Source organism: Motiliproteus sp., from assembly GCF_965230735.1.
Lineage (GTDB): Bacteria > Pseudomonadota > Gammaproteobacteria > Pseudomonadales > Balneatricaceae > Motiliproteus.
The window spans coordinates 2,997,391-3,017,959 of sequence record NZ_OZ246016.1; the positions used below are offsets into that span (position 1 = coordinate 2,997,391).

Below are 20,569 nucleotides of genomic sequence, written 5' to 3' on the forward strand. Positions count from 1 at the left end.
CTGTCGGCAAGCTTTTCTAAAAAGCGGACTGTTTGAGGGTTCACCCACGCCGATAGATGGGCCATAATGCGTTGGATAAGCAGTTGAAAAATAATCCAGCGCAGGAAGCTCACTCTATGGCTGTGAAGCCGAGCACTCAGGATAAGTCTCGTACTTTCAGCGACGTACAGTCACAAAACAGCGGCCTTGTGAATCTCTGTCTGCCCTTCACGCTGGAGAATCAGGATGCGGCGCAGCTCGAGCGTATTATCGAGCAGAGCCCGCCACTGAAGAAAGGGGGCCACCTGTTCCATCAGGGCGAACCCTTCACCGCCATCTATGCGGTACGCGCCGGCTCCATCAAAACCTATACCGTGACCAACGCGGGCGAAGAACAGATCACCGGATTCTACTTCCCCGGCGAGATGATCGGCTTAAGTGCCATCGATACCGACGACTACCCGATCTCCGCCAAAGTTCTCGAAACCACCACGGTTTGTGAAATTCCTTATGACAACTTCGAACAACTCTCCAACCGCCTGCCCTCACTCAAGACCGAGCTGATCAAGTGCATGGGTAAGGAGTTGCGCGAAGAACAGCAGATGATGCTGTTGCTGAGCAAAAAGACCGCCGAAGAGCGCGTCGCCACCTTCCTGCTGAAACTTTCGGACCGCTTTAAGCGACGCGGCTACTCCGCCTCGCTGTTCCGACTGTCGATGTCCCGCAACGAGATCGGCAACTACCTGGGACTTGCGGTCGAAACCGTCAGCCGAATCTTCAGCCGTTTCCAAAAACAGCAACTGATTCAGGTTGAAGGCAAAGAGGTCGAGCTGCTGGATCTGGATGAACTGCGCATCGTCTCGGGCGAAGCTCGACACGATGAGCCACTGATCCCCTAAATCGACACCTCAACTCCCTCCCGATTCCGCAACCGCGGCAATTGCTGCTATGATTCGCGGCTGCAAAATTATTGATTCAACGGCCGTTATGCCGTCTTGTAAGAAACACAGGAGCTATCATGTCCTACGACGAGTGCTATATCCGTTCAGTCATCCGTGCCGTACCCGACTGGCCTGAGCCCGGCGTCATGTTCCGCGACATCGCTCCGCTGTTTCAAGATCCCAAAGCACTGCACTGTGTCGTCGACGCCTTCTCCCAGCGTTATATCGATGCCGACATCAGCCACATCGCCGCCCTCGATGCCCGCGGCTTTCTGCTCGGTTCCATCCTGGCCTACAAGCTCAACTTGCCGCTAATCCTGATCCGCAAGAAAGGCAAGCTGCCGGGTGACACCCTGACCGAGGAGTACCAACTCGAGTACGGCAGTGCCTGTGTTGAAGTTCACACCGATGCCTGTAAAGCCGGTGATAAAGTGCTGCTGATCGACGATCTGATCGCCACCGGCGGCAGCCTGCTAGCCGCCAGCACCCTGCTGCGCAAACTAGGTGCCGAGATCACCGAAGCCGCTGCCATTATCGACCTGCCGTTCCTACAGGGATCCAGCAAAATTCAGGAATCCGGTATCCCGGTTCATACCTTGATCGCCTACTGATCAGATTTCAGCCCAAGTGACGGCTTGGGCTGCCCTTCCGTCCCCCGGAGGGGGAGGACTGGGGCATCGCATGCGATCATGCTATGATCGCTCGCCCCCGGCGAGGTCCGCTCGCTTCAGTATTTTCGTGTTTCTTCATCAGGTTCCTCTATGTGGTTCAAAAACCTAGTTTTTTATCGTTTCACCCGTCCTTTTGAACTGAGTGCCGAGGCGCTGGAGCAGCAGCTGGCCGAGCAAACCTTTACCCCCTGCCGCTCGCAGGAGCTGAGCCGCTACGGCTGGGCCGCGCCGATGACCAAACTGAGTGAGCAACTGGTCCACAGCGCCAACGGCTCGCTGCTGATCTGCGCCCAAAAAGAGGAGAAGATCCTGCCGGCCTCGGTGGTCAAGGATCAACTCAGCGAAAAGGTCGAGCAGATCGAAACCGAGCAGGATCGAAAAGTTCGCAAGAAAGAGCGTGATGAACTCAAAGACGAGGTCATCATGACCCTGCTGCCCAAGGCCTTCAGTCGCTTCCAGCGCACCCTGGCCTATATCGACCCGAAGCTTGGCCTGCTGGTGGTCGATGCCAGCAGCGCAAAACGGGCTGAAGAGCTCTGTTCGCACCTGCGTCACACACTGGGCTCGCTGCCGGTCAGCATTCCGGCGTTGAACAACGCCCCGGCGTCCATCATGACCAGCTGGCTCGATAAAGACGAGGCGCTTCCCGGCGGGCTTGAACTGGGTGAAGAGGCCGAACTGAAAGACCCGAGTGAAAACGGTGCCATTTTGCGCTGCAAACAGCAGGACCTGCTGGGTGTCGAAATCGAACCGCATCTGAAAGCCGGTAAGCAGGCGGTCAAACTGGCACTGGGCTGGCGCGACCAGACCAGCTTTGTACTCGGCGAAGACCTGATCCTGCGCCGTCTGAAGTTTGCCGATGCGCTGCTCGATCAGGCCGCCGACATGGGCGCCGAAGATGCCGCGGCCCGTTTCGATGCCGACTTCTATCTGCTCACCGAAACCCTCGGCAAACTGCTGCCCGAACTGCTCGATTCACTGGGCGGTGAAAATCAGGATGCCTATCAATCGGCCATCGCTTCCAGCAGCACTGAAACAACTGCGGCAGCGGCTCTATAATTGAGCCATCGAATAGCGGATCGTACCGATGTACAGCGTTAAAGAGATCTTCTACAGCCTCCAGGGAGAAGGCGCCCAGGCCGGGCGCGCTTCGATCTTCTGCCGTTTCAGCGGCTGTAATCTCTGGTCCGGTCGCGAGCAGGACCGGATAAAAGCCCAGTGTGACTTCTGCGACACCGACTTTGTCGGCACCGACGGCGAACTGGGTGGCAAATACCCGACGGCCGATCAGCTGGCCGATACCGTCGCCGCCCTATGGCGGCGGCGAAGCAATCCGAGCCAGGGCGGAACCCCCTATGTGATCTGCACCGGCGGCGAACCGCTGTTGCAACTGGATGAGGCGATGGTTGAAGCGTTCCAGGCCCGCGGCTTCGAGGTCGCCGTGGAGACCAACGGCACCCTGCCCGCCCCGGCCGGGTTGGACTGGATCTGCGTCAGCCCCAAAGGAGATGCCGAGCTGGCCCTGACCCAGGGCCATGAGCTGAAACTGGTCCACCCTCAGCCGGGGGTCGACCCGGCGTCGTTTGCCGGCCTGGCGTTTGATCACTTCTACCTGCAACCGCTCGACGGTGGCAATAACAACGCCAATCTCAATGCCTGCCTGAACTACTGTCATGAGCACCCTCGCTGGCGCCTGAGCCTGCAGGTCCATAAACTGGTCGATATCCCCTGAGCAAAACCGTCCCGTTGGAGTCTGACCATGCTTAAGCTCGAGTACTATGTACCCGCCAGCCATTTAGAGACCACACAGCATGCCATCTTCGCCGCCGGTGCCGGCCGCATCGGCAATTACGACAGCTGCTGCTGGGTCACCCAGGGGCTGGGGCAGTTCCGTGCGCTGGACGGTGCCGATCCCTTCTTAGGCGAAATCGGTCAGATCGAACAGGAGCCGGAGTACAAGGTCGAGCTGGTGCTGAACGAACAGGTCCGCGACGCCGTCATTACCGCACTGAAACAGAGCCATCCCTACGAAACCCCGGCCTACCAACTGATCCGCATCGAAACCTGAACCGATCGGCAATCCCATCGATCGCCGACCAATCCACCCCGCTATTTCAACGCCGCGACCAACTGGTTAAAATAGCGCCCCTTTGAACCTCTGGGCAACCAGGCCCAAGGCAATCTACTTAGACGTTTATCGGATACTGTATGGAAATCTACAAAGAGTTCACCTTCGAAGCCGCCCATCGGCTGCCCCATGTTCCGGAAGGACATAAATGCGGGCGCCTGCACGGCCACTCTTTTTTCGTCCGTATCTATGTCAGCGGTGAGGTGGACGCCCATACCGGTTGGATTATCGACTTTGCCGATATCAAGGCCGCCTTCAAGCCGATCTATGACCGTCTCGATCACTACTACCTCAACGATATCGAAGGGCTCGAAAACCCGACCAGCGAAGTCCTGGCAAAGTGGATCTGGCGAGAACTCAAACCCGGCTTGCCCCAACTGAGCAAGATCCTGATCAAGGAAACCTGCACCAGCGGTTGCGTTTACGAGGGCGATTGATCGCCTCCGGAACCAACCGGCCGCCGCCTGCTAGGCTAAAGCTAACTTCCCAAGGGTTCGAGTTGAATGAGCGCCGAGCATTCTCACAGTCACTCCCATAGCCATTCCCACAGCCATGGGCACCATGGCCATGAGCATGGTTTTTCCGCCGACGATTTCGATCTGCCCGACGATAAACGCCGCTACGCCGTCCGCATCACCTGGCTGGGGGCGATCATCAACGGTCTTCTCGGGGTGGCCAAGGTGGTGGTCGGCTGGCTGTTCGCCTCCCACGCGCTGATTGCCGACGGGATCCACTCGCTGTCGGATCTGGTCACCGATTTCATGGTGGTCTTTATCGTCAATATCTCCCATGCCGAGCCCGATGAAGACCACCCGTACGGCCATGAACGCTTTGAGACCCTGGGAACGGTTGCACTGGGCTTTCTGCTGGTCGCGGTAGCCGGGGCGATGGCCTACGACAGCATCCTGAACCTGTTCACCAATGACGAGGTCCGTATTCCGGGCTGGCCGGCACTGGTGGTGGCCCTGATCTCACTGATCGCCAAGGAATGGGTGTTCCGCTTTACTCTGGCTGCCGGCAAAAAACTCGGCTCCGACCTGCTGATCGCCAACGCCTGGCACTCGCGCACCGATGCCTACTCCTCGCTGGTGGTGCTGATCGGCGTCGGCGGGGCCATGCTGGGCTTCCCCTGGTTTGATTCACTGGCGGCCGTGGCGGTGGCGATCTTCGTCGCCAAAATCGGTTGGGATCTGTGCTTTGACAGCCTGCGTGAGCTGGTCGACACCGCCCTGCCCGCCGATGAGCTCAAAGAGCTGACCGACGAGGTAATGCAGGTCGAAGGCGTAATCGCCGTACACAGTTTTAAATCCCGGCGGATGGGCTCCAAGTCGTTACTGGAGATGCATATTCAGGTAGCCCCCTATATCAGCTCCTCGGAGAGCCACTATATCGGCGACTCGGCGGTACAACGGCTGTTGAAGAAATTCCCCTCCATCGGCCATATCGTGTTCCATATCGATACCGAAGACGACGACGATCCCAGCTTCTGTGCGCTTCTGCCGCTGAGATCCGAAGTCAAACTGGTGGTCGACGACACCCTCAATCAGATCGCACCGGAACTGCAGCGCTCGCGCATCAACCTGCATTATCTGAGCGGCCAAATCGAGATCGATCTGTTTATCGACGGCGGCGACGGTGGCCATCTGGTGCGCGATGCCGATATCCATCACCAGCTGACGGTAGAGCTTAATCAGCAGTTAAGCGTCCACAGCTGGTTCCGGAAACTGACCCTCTGGAGCGCCGGCTAGGTCAGCCGGCAGTTATCCCGCTGAAGTATTGGAGTCCGTCGATGCCGGGTTAAGGCCAACCGCATCGATAGCCCCATCGCTCACCCCCAACACCCGGCAGGCCCGATTCAGGGCCTGCTCGCGATTGTCACAAACCTGATCGGTTCGCAGATGCTGTAGCACCTTCATCCGCGTCAACACCTGCTCCACGTTCGGCTTCATTCCCACCAGGTAGATCTGGCGCTGCCCGGCTTTTATCTCCAGGATGATCTCCTCGAGCGTCAGCGCGGTCGACACATCGATATAGGATACCCCGTGAAGGTCGAGCAGCAGCGCCTCGTGACCCTCATCGCTGCGAAGCCGGGCATGGATACCTTTGGCCGCCCCGAAACTGATCGGCCCGTTGATTCGATAGACCGCCAGCCGATCACCACAACGGTGCAACATCGAACGCTCGGCCTGGCTGAGTTTGGTGTCGTTACCGTTGATCAGTTTCAGCTCGCCCAATTGCAGGTCCGACAACCGCTTCACGGTATACATGTTGGCCAGGAAAACGCCGACGCCAACCGCGACGATCAGGTCAACAAACACCGTCAGCAGCAACACCAGCAGCATTAAGAACAGCACAAACGGCGGCGCCAGATAGGCCCGGCGCAGAAAATTCCAATCGATAATGTCCAACCCGACCTTGATCAGAATTCCGGCCAGCACCGCCAGAGGAATCGCTTCGGCCAACGACCCGCCCCCCAGCACCACGGCCAGCAGCAGTAGCGCATGCAACGCACCCGCCAGCGGTGTCCGTCCTCCGGCTCGGATATTGACCACCGTCCGCATGGTGGCGCCTGCCCCCGGCAGGCCACCAAAGAACCCGGCCGCCAGATTACCCAGCCCCTGTCCGATCAGCTCACGGTCTGAACGGTGTTGAGTCTTGAGCAAACTGTCGGCCACCAACGAGGTCAACAGCGAATCGATCGACCCCAGCGCGGCCAGCATCAACGCCGAGGTCAACATCAACTGGATATGCTCGCCGCTGAAGCTGGGCAGGTGCCAATCCGGAATACCGCTCGGAATGGCGCCAATCACCGCCACCCCGGCATCACCAAACCCCCAAAGCGCGATCAGGGTTCCCAGAACCAAGGCAGCCAATGGCGCGGGCAACCATAGCGCCAATCGGGTCGGCCAGAAGAATAGGACCACCAGCGACAGCAATCCCAGGCTCAGCGCCGCCGGATTCAACGAACCCAACTGTTGCGGCAGCCGGCTCAGGGCCTGCATGACATCGGCACCGGCGGCAAAACCCAGAAGGGGTCCCAGCTGCAACAGAATAATGATCAGTCCGATTCCGGTCATAAACCCGGAGATCACCGGAAAGGGAACCAACGTGACATAGCGCCCCAGACGCATCATCCCGAACAGTATCTGGAACAGCCCACTGAGCATCACCACCGTGAAGGCCATCGCCGCGCCCGACTCGGGATCGGCCGCAATCAACTGGGTGTAGACGGTCGCCATCACCACCGTCATCGGTCCGGTCGGCCCCGAGACCTGAGCGGCTGTGCCACCGAACAGGGCCGCGAACAAACCAACAAAGATCGCCCCATAAAGGCCGGCGATGGCACCGGCGCCGGAGGAGACCCCGAACGCCAACGCCAACGGCAGCGCCACCACCGCTGCCGTGATGCCGCCGAACAGATCGCCGCGGAAATTTTGAAAGTGCAGCCCGTGGAACAGTGCCATAGGGACTCGTCCGGCTAAAATTCGCTATCGTCCAACCGTCGTGCACGGTTGTTTTTTGATCAGACGGTTATATCCCTTTGATCCATCGGGGTAAATCAAACTATCGCCCAACGTGTCCGGCGCTCTGTGTAGCCATTATCGGATTACCCCACCGGGCAGCGCTTGCCTGGCCGGTCCGGTTCGGGCATGCTGCGCGTCGTTCAAGCCGCAACCCTGAAGTCTTTGCCGTGATAGACGTACTGTATCAGGACGAGTCGATCGTCATCGCCGTCAAACCCGCCGATCTGCTGTCGGTTCCCGGGCGAGGGCCGGAAAACCAGGACTGCCTGCTGCACCGGATCCAACCGCAGTTCCCCACCGCTCGTATCGTTCACCGGCTCGATTGCGCGACCTCCGGCGTGATGGTGCTGGCCCTGGAGGCCGACAGTCACCGTGAGCTGAGCCGCCAGTTTCACGATCGGGAAACCGGTAAACGCTATATCGCCGTCGTCGAAGGTCGGTTGCAGCAAGCGGAAGGCCTGGTCGAGCTGCCGCTGCGCTGTGACTGGCCGAATCGGCCCAAGCAGATGGTCGACCACGAACAGGGAAAATCGGCATTGACCCGCTATCGCGTGATCGAACAGCTTGACGACCGCACCCGGGTTGAGCTGATTCCGGTCACCGGACGCTCCCACCAGCTTCGGGTCCACATGCAGGCCCTCGGTCATCCGATCCTCGGTGACCGTTTCTACGCCACCCCCGTTGCCTTGGCCAAAGCCGAACGGCTGCAGCTGCATGCCGAGCAACTGAGCATCCACCACCCGGTCTCCGGCGAGGCAATGAATTTTCACGCGCCCTGCCCGTTTTAAGCCCCCCACGCCTGCCGTAGCGCCGAGCCCATTAACCCGATAGCCGGGTTAAACCACCGAATCTCAACTACTATAAACTCAACCTCGGTGTTGTCAGTCAGTTCCAAGGGACAGGAGCCGACGCCGGACTCCGGCCGGATCTGACCCGGACCGGCAGAGCGGTCAGGCTTTATCCATCTTGCGCAATAACAGGGTTCGCTATCACAGCGCATAACGGGAAGCGATGAACGAGCCGAATACCGTCGAGCAGTTTATCAACCGGGTGAAGCGCCATCCGGTCGTCTCCATTCTGATCCTCCTCAGCACCCTGATTGTCGCCCTGTCCACATTCACCAATGCCGCCCGTAACCTGCTTGGTTTGATCCAGAACGACAGCCGACTCCCGATCAACGGTGTCTGGGTTGCGCCGGTCAGCTACGACTGGCAGAACGCCGATTACACCGAGGTTTTCCACTTCCAGGGCGAAGGCCGTGAACTCTACGGCACCGCTTCGTTTCTGGGCCGAGAGCGAGCCATTCAGGACGGCGAGATCGATGGCGACCAGCTTCGTTTCAACACCCAGATCCAAGAAGTGCTTGGCGCGAGTTCCAACCCGCGAATTCAGCATTACCGTGGCCGCTTGAGCGGTAACAAGCTCCGGCTTCGATTGCAGATCAGCGGCAGTCTCGTCAGTCACCAACCGATCGAATTCACCGCTCGGCGAGAACAGGCCAAACCACCCTAATCCGGAGATAACGTAATGGATGAAGATCAACTCGAGCTACTGGAACGGCGCCTATCGGAAAATGTCGCCGAGCGAGTGCGACCGGCGCTGTTTCGCCTCTATGCGGTGATGGGCGCCACCGTGATTGCCATCCTCGGTTTTGTCGGCTGGGATATCGTTACCGATATCAAAACCGAGATCAAAGCCGAGATTCGGACCGAAATCGAAGAGTCGATTGTCGCCGATATCAAGCAGAAGCGTACCGAGATCATCGAGCTGATCGCCGAAAGTAAATACCTGGCCAAACAGGCCAGCGAGATCGTGCTGACGCTGGAGGCCCAGATCAAGCAGTTCCAACCCCAGGCCGAGCAGCTGGATGAAACCATCGCCAAGGTCAACTCGCTCAATATCGATGCACAGAATATCGTTGCCCTCTATGCCACCGAGGTGAAGCCGCTGGCGGAGAATTTTGAAGTGCTGTCACAACAGCTCAAGGAACTGGCCCAGCAGGTGGGCGAAATTAACCAAATTGCCGAAAACGAACCCAACATCGATAACGCCTCGGTGGAGCTTGCCCAACAGGTAAGAGGCGTCGCCATCTCGGAAGTTATCTCTAAAACCACCAAGGTCGAGCAGCTGTTTAAAGACCGCAGCCGAATCACCGTGTTCTTCCAATTTGCCGGAGCTCCGCGCAGCCAGGCCGAAGAGCTGGCGACGGCGTTAAGGAGTCAGGGCTATCTGGTTCCTGGTGAGGATCGTGAAGCCGGCGCCGCACGTAAGCATGAAGTGCGCTATTTCCACGATTCCGACAAACAGGCAGCTATCGATCTGGCCAACGATACCACCGCACTGCTGCAGCAACTGGATTATCCGGACACCGAGTTCACCCGGATCGAGGTAGCGCCTTACGTGGCTTATAAGAAGAAAAAACCCCGTGAGGGGGTTATCGAGTTATGGGTAGAGCTGCCCAAGCGTTAAGGAACCGGTGAAGCCTGTCGGATCAGCATCGAACCGCCCATCATCGCAAAGAGCCCGACAGCCAATGAAACTGAAAACCATGATCCCGATGCTCAATATCAGCCATATCGAAACCAGTCTGGCGTTTTACCAGACAGCGCTGGGGTTTGAGGTGGTCAGCGATCCTAACGCGATCTCCGAATGGCGCTGGGCCACAATCCGCAGCGGCGACGTCGAGCTGATGTTGTCGCAGACCAGCTACCTCCTGAATCTAACTCGCCCCGTCGATCCCCAGCAAAGCACCTGCTGGCCGACGATCTTCTATTTCTACCCCGATGATGTACAGGCCTTACATCGACGGTTGTTGGGCCTTGGCTACCAACCCACCGAATTGATAGAGACGATCTACGGGATGCGCGAATTCAGTCTTCAGGACCCCGATGGTCATATGCTCAGCTTCGGCGAAAGCCTCTAGCGACCGTAACCCAGACAGAGCCAGGGGCCGTTATAACCGCACCAAACAAAACCGTTCAGGCACTGGTCCAGCAGCCAAGTTCTGGTAGAATCGCCGCTCTGCCGGATGCGACTTAACGCACGGTCCAGACACCATCCCAACGACGCACACAGGACAGCCCAATGAGTCTTGCTGACAAGGTTCTGGCGGTCAATAACGACCTGCCGATTCGCACCGATAAGCCCGTTCACAGCGGTAAAGTACGCTCGGTTTACTGGCTGACCGAAGCCGACAGCGCCCGCCTGATCAAAGAGAAAGGCTACGACGTCACCGCCGATGCACCCTTGGCGATCATGGTGATCTCCGACCGTATCTCCGCGTTCGACTGCATCTGGCATGGCGAGGGTGGCATGAACGGGGTTCCCGGCAAAGGAGCCGCGCTGAACGCGATCTCCAACCACTGGTTCAAGCTGTTCCGTGAGCAGGGTCTGGCCGACAGTCATATCCTCGATATTCCCCACCCGTTTGTCTGGATCGTACAGAAGGCCAAACCGGTGATGATCGAGGCGATCTGCCGCCAGTACATCACCGGATCGATGTGGCGGGCTTACGACAAGGGCGAGCGTGAATTCTGCGGCATCCAGATTGCCGATGGATTGCAGAAAGACCAGAAACTACCGGAGCTGTTGATTACCCCGTCCACCAAGGGAATTCTGACCGGCATTCCCGGAGTGCCCGAGCAGGATGACGTCAACATCACCCGCAGCAATATCGCCGACAACTTCGCCGCCTTCAATTTCCGCAACGCCGAGGATATCGACCAGTACGAAAAACTGCTGAAAGAGGGTTTCAACCTGATCAGCGACGAGCTGGCCAAACTGGATCAGGTGTTCGTCGATACCAAATTCGAATTCGGTTATGTCACCGATGCCCAGGGCAACGAAAAACTGATCTACATGGACGAAGTCGGAACCCCCGACTCCTCCCGAATCTGGGACGGTCCCCAATACCGCAACGGCAAGGTGGTGGAAAACTCCAAAGAGGGCTTCCGGCAACTGCTGCTGAGCCATTTCCCGGATCCGGACATCCTGCTCAACAAGGACCGGATGGAAGAGCGCAGCGCCCTGGCCCGCGACAACGCCCTGCCCGAGTCGGTATTGATGGCGGTTTCCAAAACCTACACCGATATCGCCGAGAAGATCACCGGAGAGAAGATCGTACTGTCGGAAAACCCGAAAGCCGAGATCATCGACATTCTGCGTGACCAGTACGGTCTGGTCGACTGATCCCCCTAACCGACCGGACGCATCGTCCGGTCGGTTACCTCCGTTTCAATCCGTTTGCCAGTAGCGCCAGACACGTTGGCGATGCTTACCAATCGTTATCCTTCCCTCACTGTCCAGCTCCAGCGTCACCGCGCCATCGGTCGCACTATTCAGCATCAGCACCCCGGCATTGGATAAACGTTCGACCACCTGAGGGTGCGGATGCCCGAAGCGGTTCCGCCAACCACTGCTGATCCAGCCGCGCTGTGGCTTCACGGTGCGGATGAAAACTGCTGAGGTTGAGCTGATACTGCCGTGATGGGCGACCACCAGATCGGAGGAGCTGAGTCGATCGGCGTATCGCAGAACCAGCTGTTGTTCGACCTGCTGATCGATATCGCCGGTCAGGAGTATCTGTACCGCCGGTGTCGAGACTCTGAGCACACAAGAGCGATTGTTCGAGACCTGCTGATCCACCACTGTCTCGGCAAACGGGTAGAGGACCTCGAACTCGACCCCATCCCAGTCCCAGCTCGCTCCGGCGCGACAACCGCGATCAGATGCATGCTGCGGCTCACCGGCCCAGACCTGATCGATCGCCAGACGTTGCTCGATCGGTGTCCGACCGCCGGCATGATCACTGTCTTGATGACTGATCATCAAACGGTCCAGTTGGCGGATACCGCGGCTGAACAGGTACGGGATGATGGCGGCTTCGGCAGCGTTGAAACCGGACCGATAGCGCGGCCCGGTATCGTAAAGCAACCGGTGCCGATGGGTCTCCAACAGCACCGACAATCCCTGGCCGACATCGATCATGGTGATCTTCATGCCCCCGTACTCGGGCTGATCTGCCGGCGGAAACAGCAGAGGTAACCAACAGACCAGTCCCAGCCAGCATATCCGATTGATAGGTAGCAACAGCAACGCACTGCCCATCAAAGCCAGCAGCACCAACCAAACGCTGATCGGTCCCGCCGATGGCCAGGGAGCAACCAGCTGCTGAACCACGCCGAGGCCGTCCCAACCCAGCTCCAGCAGCCAACCGCAAAGCTGCAGCAACACCGTGGCCTCGGGCCAGCACCAGACCAGCAGCAGTCCGATAAAGGCCAGCGGCAACAACAGCATCACCAGCGGAACCGCCACCAGGTTGATCGCCGGAGCCAGCAATGACCCCTGCTGAAAATAGAACAGCAGCCAGGGCAGCAGGCCGATCGTAACCGTCAGCTGGGCCAGCAGCGCCTGGCGCCACCAGCGCAACGGTCGCAGCCGTCCGTAACCCAACCAGGTCAATACCGCACAGGCGCCGAACGAAAGCCAAAAACTACTCTGGCGCAGGGCCAGAGGCTCCAACAGCTGCACCACCAGGGCGGCCAGAAGCAACCGACGCCAGGGACCGATCTGGCGCAACCAGATCAAACTCAGCATCCAGCTGCAGACCATCAGCCAGGCTCGCTGAGTCGGTAGCGTAAAGCCCGCCAGCATCGCGTAGGCACCACTGAGCAAAATCGCCGTCAAGGCCGCCAGGGCCCGTCGTCTCTGATACGGGGTTTGAGGAAACAACCGGCCCAACAGCATGATCAGACTAAAGCCTGCGGCGGCCAACATGCCGATATGCAGCCCGCTGACCACCACCAGATGGGCGGTGCCGGTATCCCGCAGCCTCGCCCAGGCTTCGGCGTCGAGCCCTCGGCGATCCCCCAGCAGCAACGCTGACAACAGCGCACGACCGACCGACGACAGGGAACCCGCGGACAGCTGATCGACCAGTTGCTGGCGCAGTCGATCGACTCGCCCCAACCAACGCGCCGGCTCAAGCGGCCCGGCACCTTGATCCCGGACATAGCCGCTGGCATCCACCCCCCGGCCGATCAGGTACAGCGGATAATCGAAACCGCCCGGGTTGCTATAACCGTGTAGACGTTTCAGCCGCACCGTCAGCGCCCAGCGCTCTCCGGGAGACGGCGGTTGAACACAGTCGTACCAGCTGAGCCGAAGCCGCCGGGGCAGAAACTCGGGCGCTGTCGAGTCGGCTGGGTTGAGGATCCGATCCGGGGCAAAATCGAAGCGGCAGCGACCCTCTTGCTGCTGCACCAACCCCAGAACGGTCCCCTGTACCCACAGATCCTGACCTTGCCACTGCGGAAGAAGTTGATGCTGCTGCCACCAGGAGGCACAGCCAATACCCCAAGCCAGGCCGCACAATCCCAAACCCACTCTGAGCTTAATCCGACAAGATGGCGAGCTGATACCGACGAATAATGACCAGAACAACAGAGCGAGGAGGGCAACACCCAGCGGCCCCCAGGGCCAACTCAACCACGCAGGTATGGACGGCCAGAACGCCACCGATGCCTGGCCCAGAAAGAATGCGATCATCCTTGATCTCCATTAGAAACAAGCGCACAGGCCGGTTCCCTTAATTCCCTGACGGGGGCATAATCCCAGTCTAGCCGAAACTCACGGAGCTCGGTTCAACGCCACCCCAACGCCGGTCACATGAATGTCACACTCAGACTGCACCCTGAGCGACTTTCAATCGTCCTGCAACCATATTAGAACCGGATCGATCTGCATGCCGCGCCGACTTATCAAGCGATTCATGCCCGATGAGGCTACCATCAAGGAACACCCCCATCTCAGCAAGCTCGGTAGCGCGCTCCATAATCCCAATCTTTGGCATCTGAACCGCAACTCGGTGTCACTTGCGTTTCTGGTCGGTATCTTCTGCGCCTTCCTGCCCATACCGATGCAGATGCTAGTGGCGGCTATCCTGGCGATTCTGATCCACTCCAACCTACCGATCTCGGTGGGGCTGGTCTGGATCACCAATCCGCTGACCATACCGCCGATCTTCTATTTCACTTACCTGGTCGGTAGCTGGTTGCTGGGGCACCCGGTCAACGATCAGGAATTCACCCTGTCGATGGAGTGGATCAGCGAACAGCTATCCCATATCTGGTGGCCACTGCTGTTCGGATCGCTGGTATGCGGCGTTGTGTTCTCGATCGCCAGCTATTTCATTATCCGCGGGTTATGGGCCTGGCAAGTCGGTCGCAACTGGCGCCGCCGCAAACAGGCCCGCGAGCAGCTGCCGCCCAACGACGAATAGCCGCAACGCTGGGCATTTCAATCGCCGATCAACGCCGGCTGCTGCGTCAGGAAGTCCAACAGTCGGCGACTGTTGCTACGGGGACCGGCATTGGCCGGCCAGATGGCATTCAATGGGATCGGCTCGACCCGCCAATCGGGAAGCGGTTCCACCAACTCTCCCCTGCCTAAGGCTTGCTCAACCAGGTGTGTCGGCGGGGTTGCCAACCCCACACCGACCCGGCAGAGATCGGTCATCGCTTCGACACTGTCGACCTCGACGGCGGCTTCAAATGCCAACTCCAACCTACCGCCGTCCGGACCGATCAAAGTCCGCCGAGCCGGCATCATCTTCAGCCGGATCCAGGGCCAGTGTCGCAGTTGTTCCGGCGTCTCAGCCACTCCCAACGTCTCGACCAGCGTGGGGCTACACACCAGCTTGCGATCGATCTGTCCGATCGGTTTGGCCTTCATGCCACTGTCCGGTAAGGAGCCGGCCCGGATCGCCAGATCGATACCCTCAGCCAGCAGGTCGTGACGCTGATCGCTGTAACTCAGCTGCAACCTGATGGCGGGATATCGGCGATGAAACTGGCCAAGCTGCTCGCTGACGGCCCCCCTGGCCAGCGCCGTCGGCAGGGATACACGCAGTTCTCCACCGATCTTATCGTGCTCGGTGTCCAACGCCTCCAGTCCCTGCTGGGCGGCTTCAAGCATTGCCAAAGCATGCTGCTGCAGCGCCCGCCCTTCGGCCGTCAGGGCGATTTTGCGGGTGGATCGATACAACAACGCCGTACCCAAGCGCTTCTCCAGCTGAGCCAGATGGTAGCTGACCACCGAGGGAGACAGCCCCAGACGCTCGGCGGTGGCGCGAAACGATCCCTGGCGGGATAACTCGGCAAAGATCGCCAATGCACGAAGATCATCGATCATATTGATTTAATTTTTCGAATAGTGAAATCAAATTAAACAGGATTATAAATTAATATCATCAGCGCTACAGTGGCTCATCGTTTTCCATCAACTGCTGAGGTCACTGCTTATGTCGCTGATTCTTGCTATGTCGCTGTTTTCTCTATCGATGTCGATCAGCCCAGGGCCGATCAATCTGATCAGCCTTAACACTGGAGCCAATGTGGGGTTTAAACGTGCTTTCGGCTTTGTCAGCGGCGCCACTGTCGGCTTTACCCTACTGCTGCTGTTGATCGGTTTGGTCGTGGAAGCGAGCATCGAGCTGGCAACCCAGAGCGCGACAGGGCCTGATTCGGGTCGGCGGGACGTGGTCGATAACGGGCTGACGTTGATCGGCTATCTGGGCGCTGCGTATCTGGGTTATCTAGGCTGGCGGATCGCCACCGCCGATACCCGGCTGAACGCGTCGGAGCAGAGCACTCCCTCGTTTATCCAGGGAGCGGCGCTGCAGTGGCTCAACCCCAAGGCCTGGATCGCCTGCTTGACCGGCGTCTCGGCCTTTCGATTGGCCGGTGACACCCAACTGCTGCTGCAGTTTTCGAGTCTCTATTTCGTGATCTGCTACCTGTCGATCGCCAGCTGGGCCTGGGCTGGTGCGCGGCTGGGACTGTTGCTGGGAAGCTCCAAGCGGCTGCGCTGGCTCAACCGTTCGATGGGCGCCAGCCTGATACTGTTGGCAGGCTATCTGATGCTATTCGCCGAGCAGCCCAGCCTCTGAGCCGGAACGCGCACTCCAGAAGCCACAGACCAAGCTCAGAACGGACGCAGACAACCGTCTTCGAGCTTCAACACCCGATCCATTCGCTGAGCCAGTTCAAGATCATGGGTCACCACCACAAAGGCGATTCCCAGATCCCGGTTCAGCTCCAGCATCAACGCCTGGATCTCTTCGGCGGTATGCCGATCCAGGTTGCCGGTGGGCTCATCCATCAACACCAACGCCGGCGTAGTCACCAACGCCCGCGCAATAGCCACCCGCTGGCGCTCACCGCCGCTGAGCTGGGCCGGTTTGTGCTCCAGTCGCTGCCCCAGGCCAACCCGCTCGAGCATGGTTCGGGCTTTGGTCTCGACCTCTTTCAGCGGCTGTCTGGATAGCAACAGCGGCATCGCCACGTTTTCCAGCGCGCTGAACTCAGCCAGCAGATGATGGAACTGATAGACAAAGCCCATACAGCGGTTGCGCAGGGCTGCCCGCTTATTTTCACTGAGCCCGGCCATTGCATCCCCGGTCAGCTCGACCCGACCTTCGGTGGGATCATCCAGGCCGCTGAGGATATTCAGCAAGGTACTCTTACCGGAGCCGGAGCTACCAACAATCGCAACCCGCTCACCGGCACGGACTTCAAAATCCAGCTGATCCAGCACCACCAGCTCGTGGGCGGCTTCGGCGTAACTCTTGCGAATACCCCGGGCACTGAGGACGACCTCGGTTTGCGCTTGCTGCGCCATAGCGGGTTGATCACTCATAACGCAACGCCTCCGCCGGATGGGTCTGGGCAGCTCGCCAAGCGGGATAAACCGTTGCCAGCAGACTGATCAGCAGCGAACTGCCACAGATCAGCGCCACGTCTTCCCACTTCAGCTGAGACGGCAGATAGCTGATGAAGTAAACCTCGGCGCTGAGTATCTGGAAGTTGAACAACTCCTCGATCCAAGCCACCAGATCGCTGACCGTCAGCGCCAGCACCACCCCCAGGGCAGTACCGACCAGGGTTCCGAAACAACCGATCACCCCGCCCTGGACCATAAAGGTCCGCATGATGGTGCCCGACGAGGCCCCCATGGTACGCAGGATGGCGATATCGGCCCGTTTATCGGTGACCACCATGATCAACGTCGAAACGATATTGAAGGCCGCCACCGCGACGATGATGAACAGCAGCAAACCGATCATCTTCTTTTCCAGCTGAATCGCCTGGAACAGGTTGCCGTGGGTACGGGTCCAGTCACTGGTCCGCATCTGACGGGATTCGGTACGGGCAATCCGGCGAACTTCCACCGGGGCATCGAACAGGTTATCCAGTTTCAATCGGATCCCCTCGACCCCCTCGGGTATTCGTTTGATCTTGGCGGCATCCTTCAGGTGGACATAGGCCATCGAGGCATCCAGTTCAGCCCCGACCTTGAACACCCCAACCACGGTAAAACGCTTCAGCCTGGGGAATACCCCGGCCACCGAAATCGAGGCTTCAGGCAGCACCAGCGTGACCTTATCACCCAGTTTCGCCCCCAGGATGCGGGCCAGGATATCGCCCAGGACGATGCCGAACTCGCCCGGTTGCAACGCCTCCAGCTCCCCGTAAAGCATATGGTTACCGATGATCGAGACCTGTTTCTCATAGGCCGGATCGATCCCGTATACCAGCGTTCCCTGCACCCGCCCCTGGTTGGTCAGCATACCCTGGGCCTCGATATAGGGGGCCGCGCCTTCAACCTTGGGTTGCTGCTGTACCCGCTCGATCAACGCTGGCCAGTCGCTGATGGTTTCACGATAACCGGACAGGGTTGCGTGGGGCACCATACCGAGGATGCGTTGGCGCAATTCGCGATCAAAACCGTTCATCACCGACAGCACCAGAATCAGCACCGCCACGCCCAGCGTCAAGCCGAGCGTCGACACCAGCGAGATAAACGAAATGAAATGGTTACGGCGTTTGGCACCGGTATAGCGCCAGCCGATAAATAGGGGGACAGGTCTGAACATGGGCTCGAATTAAACCACAACCTCCGTGGCGCGAATACTTGAATCGACAGCTTTTTTTACTGTCGAAGAAACAGCGAAGTTTGCGCTTTCTGGTATATTTTCAGTAACGCTCGATACGCAAATGATGCTGAATCATCGTAACCCACTGCCCAGCAACCGCAATGGAATCTGCACTATGCCGTTACCCAACGAACCCGACCGCCGCCACAGCTTCAGGATAGAAGACCGGGCTCAGGTCGAATTTGTTCCGCTGACACCGGATCAGCAGGCCCTGTCACTGGAACAGCTGCTTCAACCCTCCGAAGCATTCAGCCTGTTGGTGGATCTGCAACAGCTGGATCTGCAGTTACAGCAGCAACTGTTCAAGCTCAGTGAAACCAACAGCGTACTGGCCAGCGCGCTGGGACTGATCAACCACAAGATCGAGCGTCTGGCTCTGCACCTGGGACGCAACTTTGATGATCAGGCCGAGTCGACTCCGATCACGCTCAGCGAAGGCGGCCTGTCCCTCAGCCACCCGGAGCCTCTGCCGCTGGATAGCCGTTGTGCGATACGGCTGCTACTGCTGCCCAGCGGCTACGTACTGCAAAGCCTGGCTCGGGTGGTCTACTCGCACCCGGATACGGATCAGCGCTATCGCATCGGCCTGAGCTTTATCGAGCTTGCCGACGGCCAGCGTGATCTGATCGCCCGTCATATTCTTGCCCACCAGGCCCAACTGCGACGCCAACTACGCCAGCAACTGGATCTGGATGCTGCTTCTGCCTCCAATGGGACTGACAACCCATGAGCCAACCGCTGACCGAGCGCAGCTACACCCATGCCGAGCTGGTTGAGCAGTTCGAACGGCTCAGCGATGGGCTGAGGCAATTGGCCCATCAACTGCAGCAATCGACACTGCCGCTGTGGCTGCCGCTGACCGAGGCCGAGCGTAATGCCGGTCTGGACCCACGTCGTAAGGCGATCGAACTCTATTGCGATCTATGGCACCAGGGTGACGGTGATGGCCGCCGTACCCGCAGCTGCCATGGGTTGATCGCGGCCGATCCGACGTTGCTGCAGCAGGCCGAAACCGTCAACCAGCTCAAACAGACCTGGAAGCAGTGTCTGCAGAGTTTTAAGCAACAGCCGGGTGAACTGCTGGAGCCGCTAAATCAACGCCCCAACAGCCTGCGCGAGACGCTGGGACACAAGGGTCTGGCACGCCTGCACCTGAAGCAATGCTACCGTCTAATCCCCGTCTGCGATCGGCAACCCGATTGGGTCGGATTCAACTGGTACACCAGTGGCCGCAGCATCAAACGGATCAGCGCCGAGCAAGCCCAACAGAAGTTGGCCCGCATGGGCGTCGACAAACCCCATATCCAACTGCAGCTGGACAAGCTGGCATCACTGGATGCCGCTACCCGGCTGGCCCAGGTGCAGACCCAGGCACCGCTGATGCGGGCAAACCTGAGGTTTGCCGGCGCCCCGTTACGCCAGGCGATGAACCTGTCCCTACCGTTGCTGTTCGCCCAGGATCAAGCCCGGGCCTTCCCGGAGCACAACGACCCGTCACTGGTACCGAAAACCGAGCGCAGCCGACGCCAGCGTAGCGACTGCCGCATCGAAACCGAACCCTTCCTCCCCAGCCTGCGAGTTCATCGATACTGCTGAAGCCAAGATCCGTCCTAGCGCACGGCAAGGACCGACGCAGATGTGCAATCCCTCAGCGGCGCTGCTAAGGTGTGCGGCTATTCAGGCTACTAGACATCTGATTCATGAACGACAAAGCTCCCCGTAAAACCGGCTATCACCTGGGCCTGGCCGTCGGCCTGGCGGCCCTAGTCGGTTGGTTCTATCTGTTACGTCAGCTTGAGCTGATCGAGTGGTTTGCCCGCCTGGGTCCGGAAACCCATACCGGCACCTTCAATCTGATCGCCATCATGCTATGGATGCTGCCGGCACTGCTGGTTTGGAAATACTACCTGCGATGGCTGCACCACCGCTTCGATATCCGTGGCATGACCGATCAGGAGCGCCACGATGCGATGTACACCAACCCGTCCGACGCCGACAAAGAGTCCGACGACAGCGAGGGAAAATGATGAGCCTCAATCCCGATTTCAATTCCACCTTCGCCCGCCGTTTGATCACCGCCGACCTGATAGCACACACCGAGCGACCCTGCGTACCGGCGTTGATGCGCCTGACCGGCTGGCCACGCCGCACCCTGCAGGACATCATCAAGGCTCTGCCGGGGCTGGGGATTGAGGTGGAGTTCGTCCAGGATGGGCAGCGCAACAACGACGGTTATTATCGACTCAACAGCTGGGGAGCGCTGGATCCAAACTGGATCGATCAAAACCGTAGCGGATTGCGGCAACTGCTCGAACTGACCGACTGAGCGAGCC

Annotated in this window: 23 protein-coding genes; 18 read left to right on the top strand and 5 right to left on the bottom strand. The window is 59.0% G+C overall.

Annotated features, from left to right (window positions below; genetic code table 11):
- The first annotated feature begins 116 nt into the window (after positions 1-116).
- From fnr to ACO05M_RS13795, 7 genes are all read left to right on the top strand, one after another.
- The gene (fnr, locus tag ACO05M_RS13765) at positions 117-878 is read left to right on the top strand and encodes a fumarate/nitrate reduction transcriptional regulator Fnr (protein WP_421863949.1); all 762 of its coding nucleotides are present in this window, start codon (positions 117-119) and stop codon (positions 876-878) included.
- 119 nt (positions 879-997) lie between these two features.
- Positions 998-1,531, top strand: coding sequence for an adenine phosphoribosyltransferase (locus tag ACO05M_RS13770; RefSeq protein WP_421863952.1), 534 nt, complete (start codon positions 998-1,000; stop codon positions 1,529-1,531).
- A 150-nt stretch (positions 1,532-1,681) separates the two neighbouring features.
- On the top strand, positions 1,682-2,650 hold the full coding sequence (rdgC, locus tag ACO05M_RS13775) for a recombination-associated protein RdgC (RefSeq protein ID WP_421863954.1): 969 nt from the start codon (positions 1,682-1,684) through the stop codon (positions 2,648-2,650).
- Between the two features lie 28 nt (positions 2,651-2,678).
- On the top strand, positions 2,679-3,323 hold the full coding sequence (queE, locus tag ACO05M_RS13780) for a 7-carboxy-7-deazaguanine synthase (RefSeq protein WP_421863956.1): 645 nt from the start codon (positions 2,679-2,681) through the stop codon (positions 3,321-3,323).
- Between the two features lie 27 nt (positions 3,324-3,350).
- A complete protein-coding gene (locus ACO05M_RS13785; RefSeq protein ID WP_421863958.1) occupies positions 3,351-3,659 on the top strand; it encodes an NGG1p interacting factor NIF3 in 309 nt (102 codons plus the stop codon).
- 140 nt (positions 3,660-3,799) lie between these two features.
- Positions 3,800-4,156: a 6-carboxytetrahydropterin synthase QueD gene (queD, locus tag ACO05M_RS13790; protein ID WP_421863961.1), complete on the top strand. Its 357-nt coding sequence runs from the start codon at positions 3,800-3,802 to the stop codon at positions 4,154-4,156.
- A 66-nt stretch (positions 4,157-4,222) separates the two neighbouring features.
- On the top strand, positions 4,223-5,467 hold the full coding sequence (locus ACO05M_RS13795) for a cation diffusion facilitator family transporter (protein WP_421863964.1): 1,245 nt from the start codon (positions 4,223-4,225) through the stop codon (positions 5,465-5,467).
- A gap of 12 nt (positions 5,468-5,479) precedes the next feature.
- Here the strand turns inward: ACO05M_RS13795 and ACO05M_RS13800 are convergent, their stop codons facing one another.
- Complete coding sequence (locus ACO05M_RS13800; RefSeq protein WP_421863967.1) at positions 5,480-7,183, bottom strand: SulP family inorganic anion transporter; 1,704 nt, start codon at positions 7,181-7,183, stop codon at positions 5,480-5,482.
- 77 nt (positions 7,184-7,260) lie between these two features.
- On the opposite strand from ACO05M_RS13800, the gene ACO05M_RS13805 reads away from it, so the two are divergent.
- The 5 genes from ACO05M_RS13805 (at position 7,261) to ACO05M_RS13825 (ending at position 11,431) form a co-directional block, all read left to right on the top strand.
- Positions 7,261-8,031, top strand: a complete 771-nt coding sequence (locus ACO05M_RS13805) for an RluA family pseudouridine synthase (RefSeq protein ID WP_421863970.1) — start codon at positions 7,261-7,263, stop codon at positions 8,029-8,031.
- Between the two features lie 223 nt (positions 8,032-8,254).
- On the top strand, positions 8,255-8,755 hold the full coding sequence (locus tag ACO05M_RS13810) for a hypothetical protein (protein ID WP_421863972.1): 501 nt from the start codon (positions 8,255-8,257) through the stop codon (positions 8,753-8,755).
- Positions 8,756-8,770: 15 nt separating this feature from the next.
- A complete protein-coding gene (locus ACO05M_RS13815; protein ID WP_421863975.1) occupies positions 8,771-9,712 on the top strand; it encodes a hypothetical protein in 942 nt (313 codons plus the stop codon).
- 64 nt (positions 9,713-9,776) lie between these two features.
- Positions 9,777-10,166 (top strand): VOC family protein, encoded by a 390-nt coding sequence (locus tag ACO05M_RS13820; protein WP_421863977.1) that lies wholly within the window; start codon positions 9,777-9,779, stop codon positions 10,164-10,166.
- A 161-nt stretch (positions 10,167-10,327) separates the two neighbouring features.
- A complete protein-coding gene (locus ACO05M_RS13825) occupies positions 10,328-11,431 on the top strand; it encodes a phosphoribosylaminoimidazolesuccinocarboxamide synthase (protein ID WP_421863980.1) in 1,104 nt (367 codons plus the stop codon).
- Positions 11,432-11,476: 45 nt separating this feature from the next.
- Here ACO05M_RS13825 and ACO05M_RS13830 read toward each other — a convergent pair whose 3' ends face one another.
- The gene (locus ACO05M_RS13830; RefSeq protein WP_421863983.1) at positions 11,477-13,789 is read right to left on the bottom strand and encodes a DNA internalization-related competence protein ComEC/Rec2; all 2,313 of its coding nucleotides are present in this window, start codon (positions 13,787-13,789) and stop codon (positions 11,477-11,479) included.
- A gap of 196 nt (positions 13,790-13,985) precedes the next feature.
- Here ACO05M_RS13830 and ACO05M_RS13835 point away from each other — a divergent pair, with 196 nt between their 5' ends.
- Positions 13,986-14,522: a DUF2062 domain-containing protein gene (locus ACO05M_RS13835; protein WP_421863986.1), complete on the top strand. Its 537-nt coding sequence runs from the start codon at positions 13,986-13,988 to the stop codon at positions 14,520-14,522.
- A gap of 17 nt (positions 14,523-14,539) precedes the next feature.
- Here the strand turns inward: ACO05M_RS13835 and ACO05M_RS13840 are convergent, their stop codons facing one another.
- On the bottom strand, positions 14,540-15,433 hold the full coding sequence (locus tag ACO05M_RS13840) for a LysR family transcriptional regulator (protein ID WP_421863989.1): 894 nt from the start codon (positions 15,431-15,433) through the stop codon (positions 14,540-14,542).
- A 109-nt stretch (positions 15,434-15,542) separates the two neighbouring features.
- On the opposite strand from ACO05M_RS13840, the gene ACO05M_RS13845 reads away from it, so the two are divergent.
- On the top strand, positions 15,543-16,190 hold the full coding sequence (locus ACO05M_RS13845; protein ID WP_421863991.1) for a LysE family translocator: 648 nt from the start codon (positions 15,543-15,545) through the stop codon (positions 16,188-16,190).
- Between the two features lie 35 nt (positions 16,191-16,225).
- Here the strand turns inward: ACO05M_RS13845 and lolD are convergent, their stop codons facing one another.
- Both lolD and ACO05M_RS13855 read right to left on the bottom strand, forming a co-directional pair.
- Positions 16,226-16,939 carry a lipoprotein-releasing ABC transporter ATP-binding protein LolD gene (lolD, locus tag ACO05M_RS13850; protein WP_421863994.1) on the bottom strand — a complete coding sequence of 238 codons (714 nt, stop codon included), beginning with the start codon at positions 16,937-16,939 and terminating at the stop codon, positions 16,226-16,228.
- A complete protein-coding gene (locus ACO05M_RS13855) occupies positions 16,932-18,176 on the bottom strand; it encodes a lipoprotein-releasing ABC transporter permease subunit (protein WP_421863997.1) in 1,245 nt (414 codons plus the stop codon). Before ACO05M_RS13855 ends, lolD begins: the two co-directional genes overlap by 8 nt.
- Positions 18,177-18,297: 121 nt before the next feature.
- On the opposite strand from ACO05M_RS13855, the gene ACO05M_RS13860 reads away from it, so the two are divergent.
- From ACO05M_RS13860 to ACO05M_RS13875, 4 genes are all read left to right on the top strand, one after another.
- Positions 18,298-18,966, top strand: coding sequence for a PilZ domain-containing protein (locus ACO05M_RS13860; protein ID WP_421864000.1), 669 nt, complete (start codon positions 18,298-18,300; stop codon positions 18,964-18,966).
- Positions 18,963-19,832, top strand: a complete 870-nt coding sequence (locus tag ACO05M_RS13865) for a DNA replication terminus site-binding protein (RefSeq protein ID WP_421864002.1) — start codon at positions 18,963-18,965, stop codon at positions 19,830-19,832. Before ACO05M_RS13860 ends, ACO05M_RS13865 begins: the two co-directional genes overlap by 4 nt.
- Positions 19,833-19,936: 104 nt before the next feature.
- The gene (locus ACO05M_RS13870) at positions 19,937-20,263 is read left to right on the top strand and encodes a hypothetical protein (RefSeq protein WP_421864005.1); all 327 of its coding nucleotides are present in this window, start codon (positions 19,937-19,939) and stop codon (positions 20,261-20,263) included.
- Positions 20,260-20,562, top strand: a complete 303-nt coding sequence (locus tag ACO05M_RS13875; RefSeq protein WP_421864008.1) for a helix-turn-helix domain-containing protein — start codon at positions 20,260-20,262, stop codon at positions 20,560-20,562. The genes ACO05M_RS13870 and ACO05M_RS13875 overlap by 4 nt, the downstream gene beginning before the upstream one ends.
- The last annotated feature ends 7 nt before the right edge of the window (positions 20,563-20,569 follow it).

What these genes read in the sequence shown, in the direction of transcription:
- ACO05M_RS13840 (WP_421863989.1), bottom strand. Translation starts at nt 15,433, where the DNA reads ATGATCGATGATCTTCGTGCATTGGCGATCTTTGCCGAGTTATCCCGC.
- ACO05M_RS13860 (WP_421864000.1), top strand. Translation starts at nt 18,298, where the DNA reads ATGATGCTGAATCATCGTAACCCACTGCCCAGCAACCGCAATGGAATC.
- ACO05M_RS13770 (WP_421863952.1), top strand. Translation starts at nt 998, where the DNA reads ATGTCCTACGACGAGTGCTATATCCGTTCAGTCATCCGTGCCGTACCC.
- ACO05M_RS13855 (WP_421863997.1), bottom strand. Translation starts at nt 18,176, where the DNA reads ATGTTCAGACCTGTCCCCCTATTTATCGGCTGGCGCTATACCGGTGCC.
- ACO05M_RS13785 (WP_421863958.1), top strand. Translation starts at nt 3,351, where the DNA reads ATGCTTAAGCTCGAGTACTATGTACCCGCCAGCCATTTAGAGACCACA.
- ACO05M_RS13815 (WP_421863975.1), top strand. Translation starts at nt 8,771, where the DNA reads ATGGATGAAGATCAACTCGAGCTACTGGAACGGCGCCTATCGGAAAAT.
- ACO05M_RS13825 (WP_421863980.1), top strand. Translation starts at nt 10,328, where the DNA reads ATGAGTCTTGCTGACAAGGTTCTGGCGGTCAATAACGACCTGCCGATT.
- ACO05M_RS13875 (WP_421864008.1), top strand. Translation starts at nt 20,260, where the DNA reads ATGATGAGCCTCAATCCCGATTTCAATTCCACCTTCGCCCGCCGTTTG.
- fnr (WP_421863949.1), top strand. Translation starts at nt 117, where the DNA reads ATGGCTGTGAAGCCGAGCACTCAGGATAAGTCTCGTACTTTCAGCGAC.
- ACO05M_RS13830 (WP_421863983.1), bottom strand. Translation starts at nt 13,789, where the DNA reads ATGATCGCATTCTTTCTGGGCCAGGCATCGGTGGCGTTCTGGCCGTCC.
- lolD (WP_421863994.1), bottom strand. Translation starts at nt 16,939, where the DNA reads ATGAGTGATCAACCCGCTATGGCGCAGCAAGCGCAAACCGAGGTCGTC.
- ACO05M_RS13795 (WP_421863964.1), top strand. Translation starts at nt 4,223, where the DNA reads ATGAGCGCCGAGCATTCTCACAGTCACTCCCATAGCCATTCCCACAGC.
- ACO05M_RS13810 (WP_421863972.1), top strand. Translation starts at nt 8,255, where the DNA reads ATGAACGAGCCGAATACCGTCGAGCAGTTTATCAACCGGGTGAAGCGC.
- ACO05M_RS13820 (WP_421863977.1), top strand. Translation starts at nt 9,777, where the DNA reads ATGAAACTGAAAACCATGATCCCGATGCTCAATATCAGCCATATCGAA.
- ACO05M_RS13865 (WP_421864002.1), top strand. Translation starts at nt 18,963, where the DNA reads ATGAGCCAACCGCTGACCGAGCGCAGCTACACCCATGCCGAGCTGGTT.
- ACO05M_RS13800 (WP_421863967.1), bottom strand. Translation starts at nt 7,183, where the DNA reads ATGGCACTGTTCCACGGGCTGCACTTTCAAAATTTCCGCGGCGATCTG.
- ACO05M_RS13835 (WP_421863986.1), top strand. Translation starts at nt 13,986, where the DNA reads ATGCCGCGCCGACTTATCAAGCGATTCATGCCCGATGAGGCTACCATC.
- ACO05M_RS13845 (WP_421863991.1), top strand. Translation starts at nt 15,543, where the DNA reads ATGTCGCTGATTCTTGCTATGTCGCTGTTTTCTCTATCGATGTCGATC.
- queD (WP_421863961.1), top strand. Translation starts at nt 3,800, where the DNA reads ATGGAAATCTACAAAGAGTTCACCTTCGAAGCCGCCCATCGGCTGCCC.
- ACO05M_RS13870 (WP_421864005.1), top strand. Translation starts at nt 19,937, where the DNA reads ATGAACGACAAAGCTCCCCGTAAAACCGGCTATCACCTGGGCCTGGCC.
- rdgC (WP_421863954.1), top strand. Translation starts at nt 1,682, where the DNA reads ATGTGGTTCAAAAACCTAGTTTTTTATCGTTTCACCCGTCCTTTTGAA.
- queE (WP_421863956.1), top strand. Translation starts at nt 2,679, where the DNA reads ATGTACAGCGTTAAAGAGATCTTCTACAGCCTCCAGGGAGAAGGCGCC.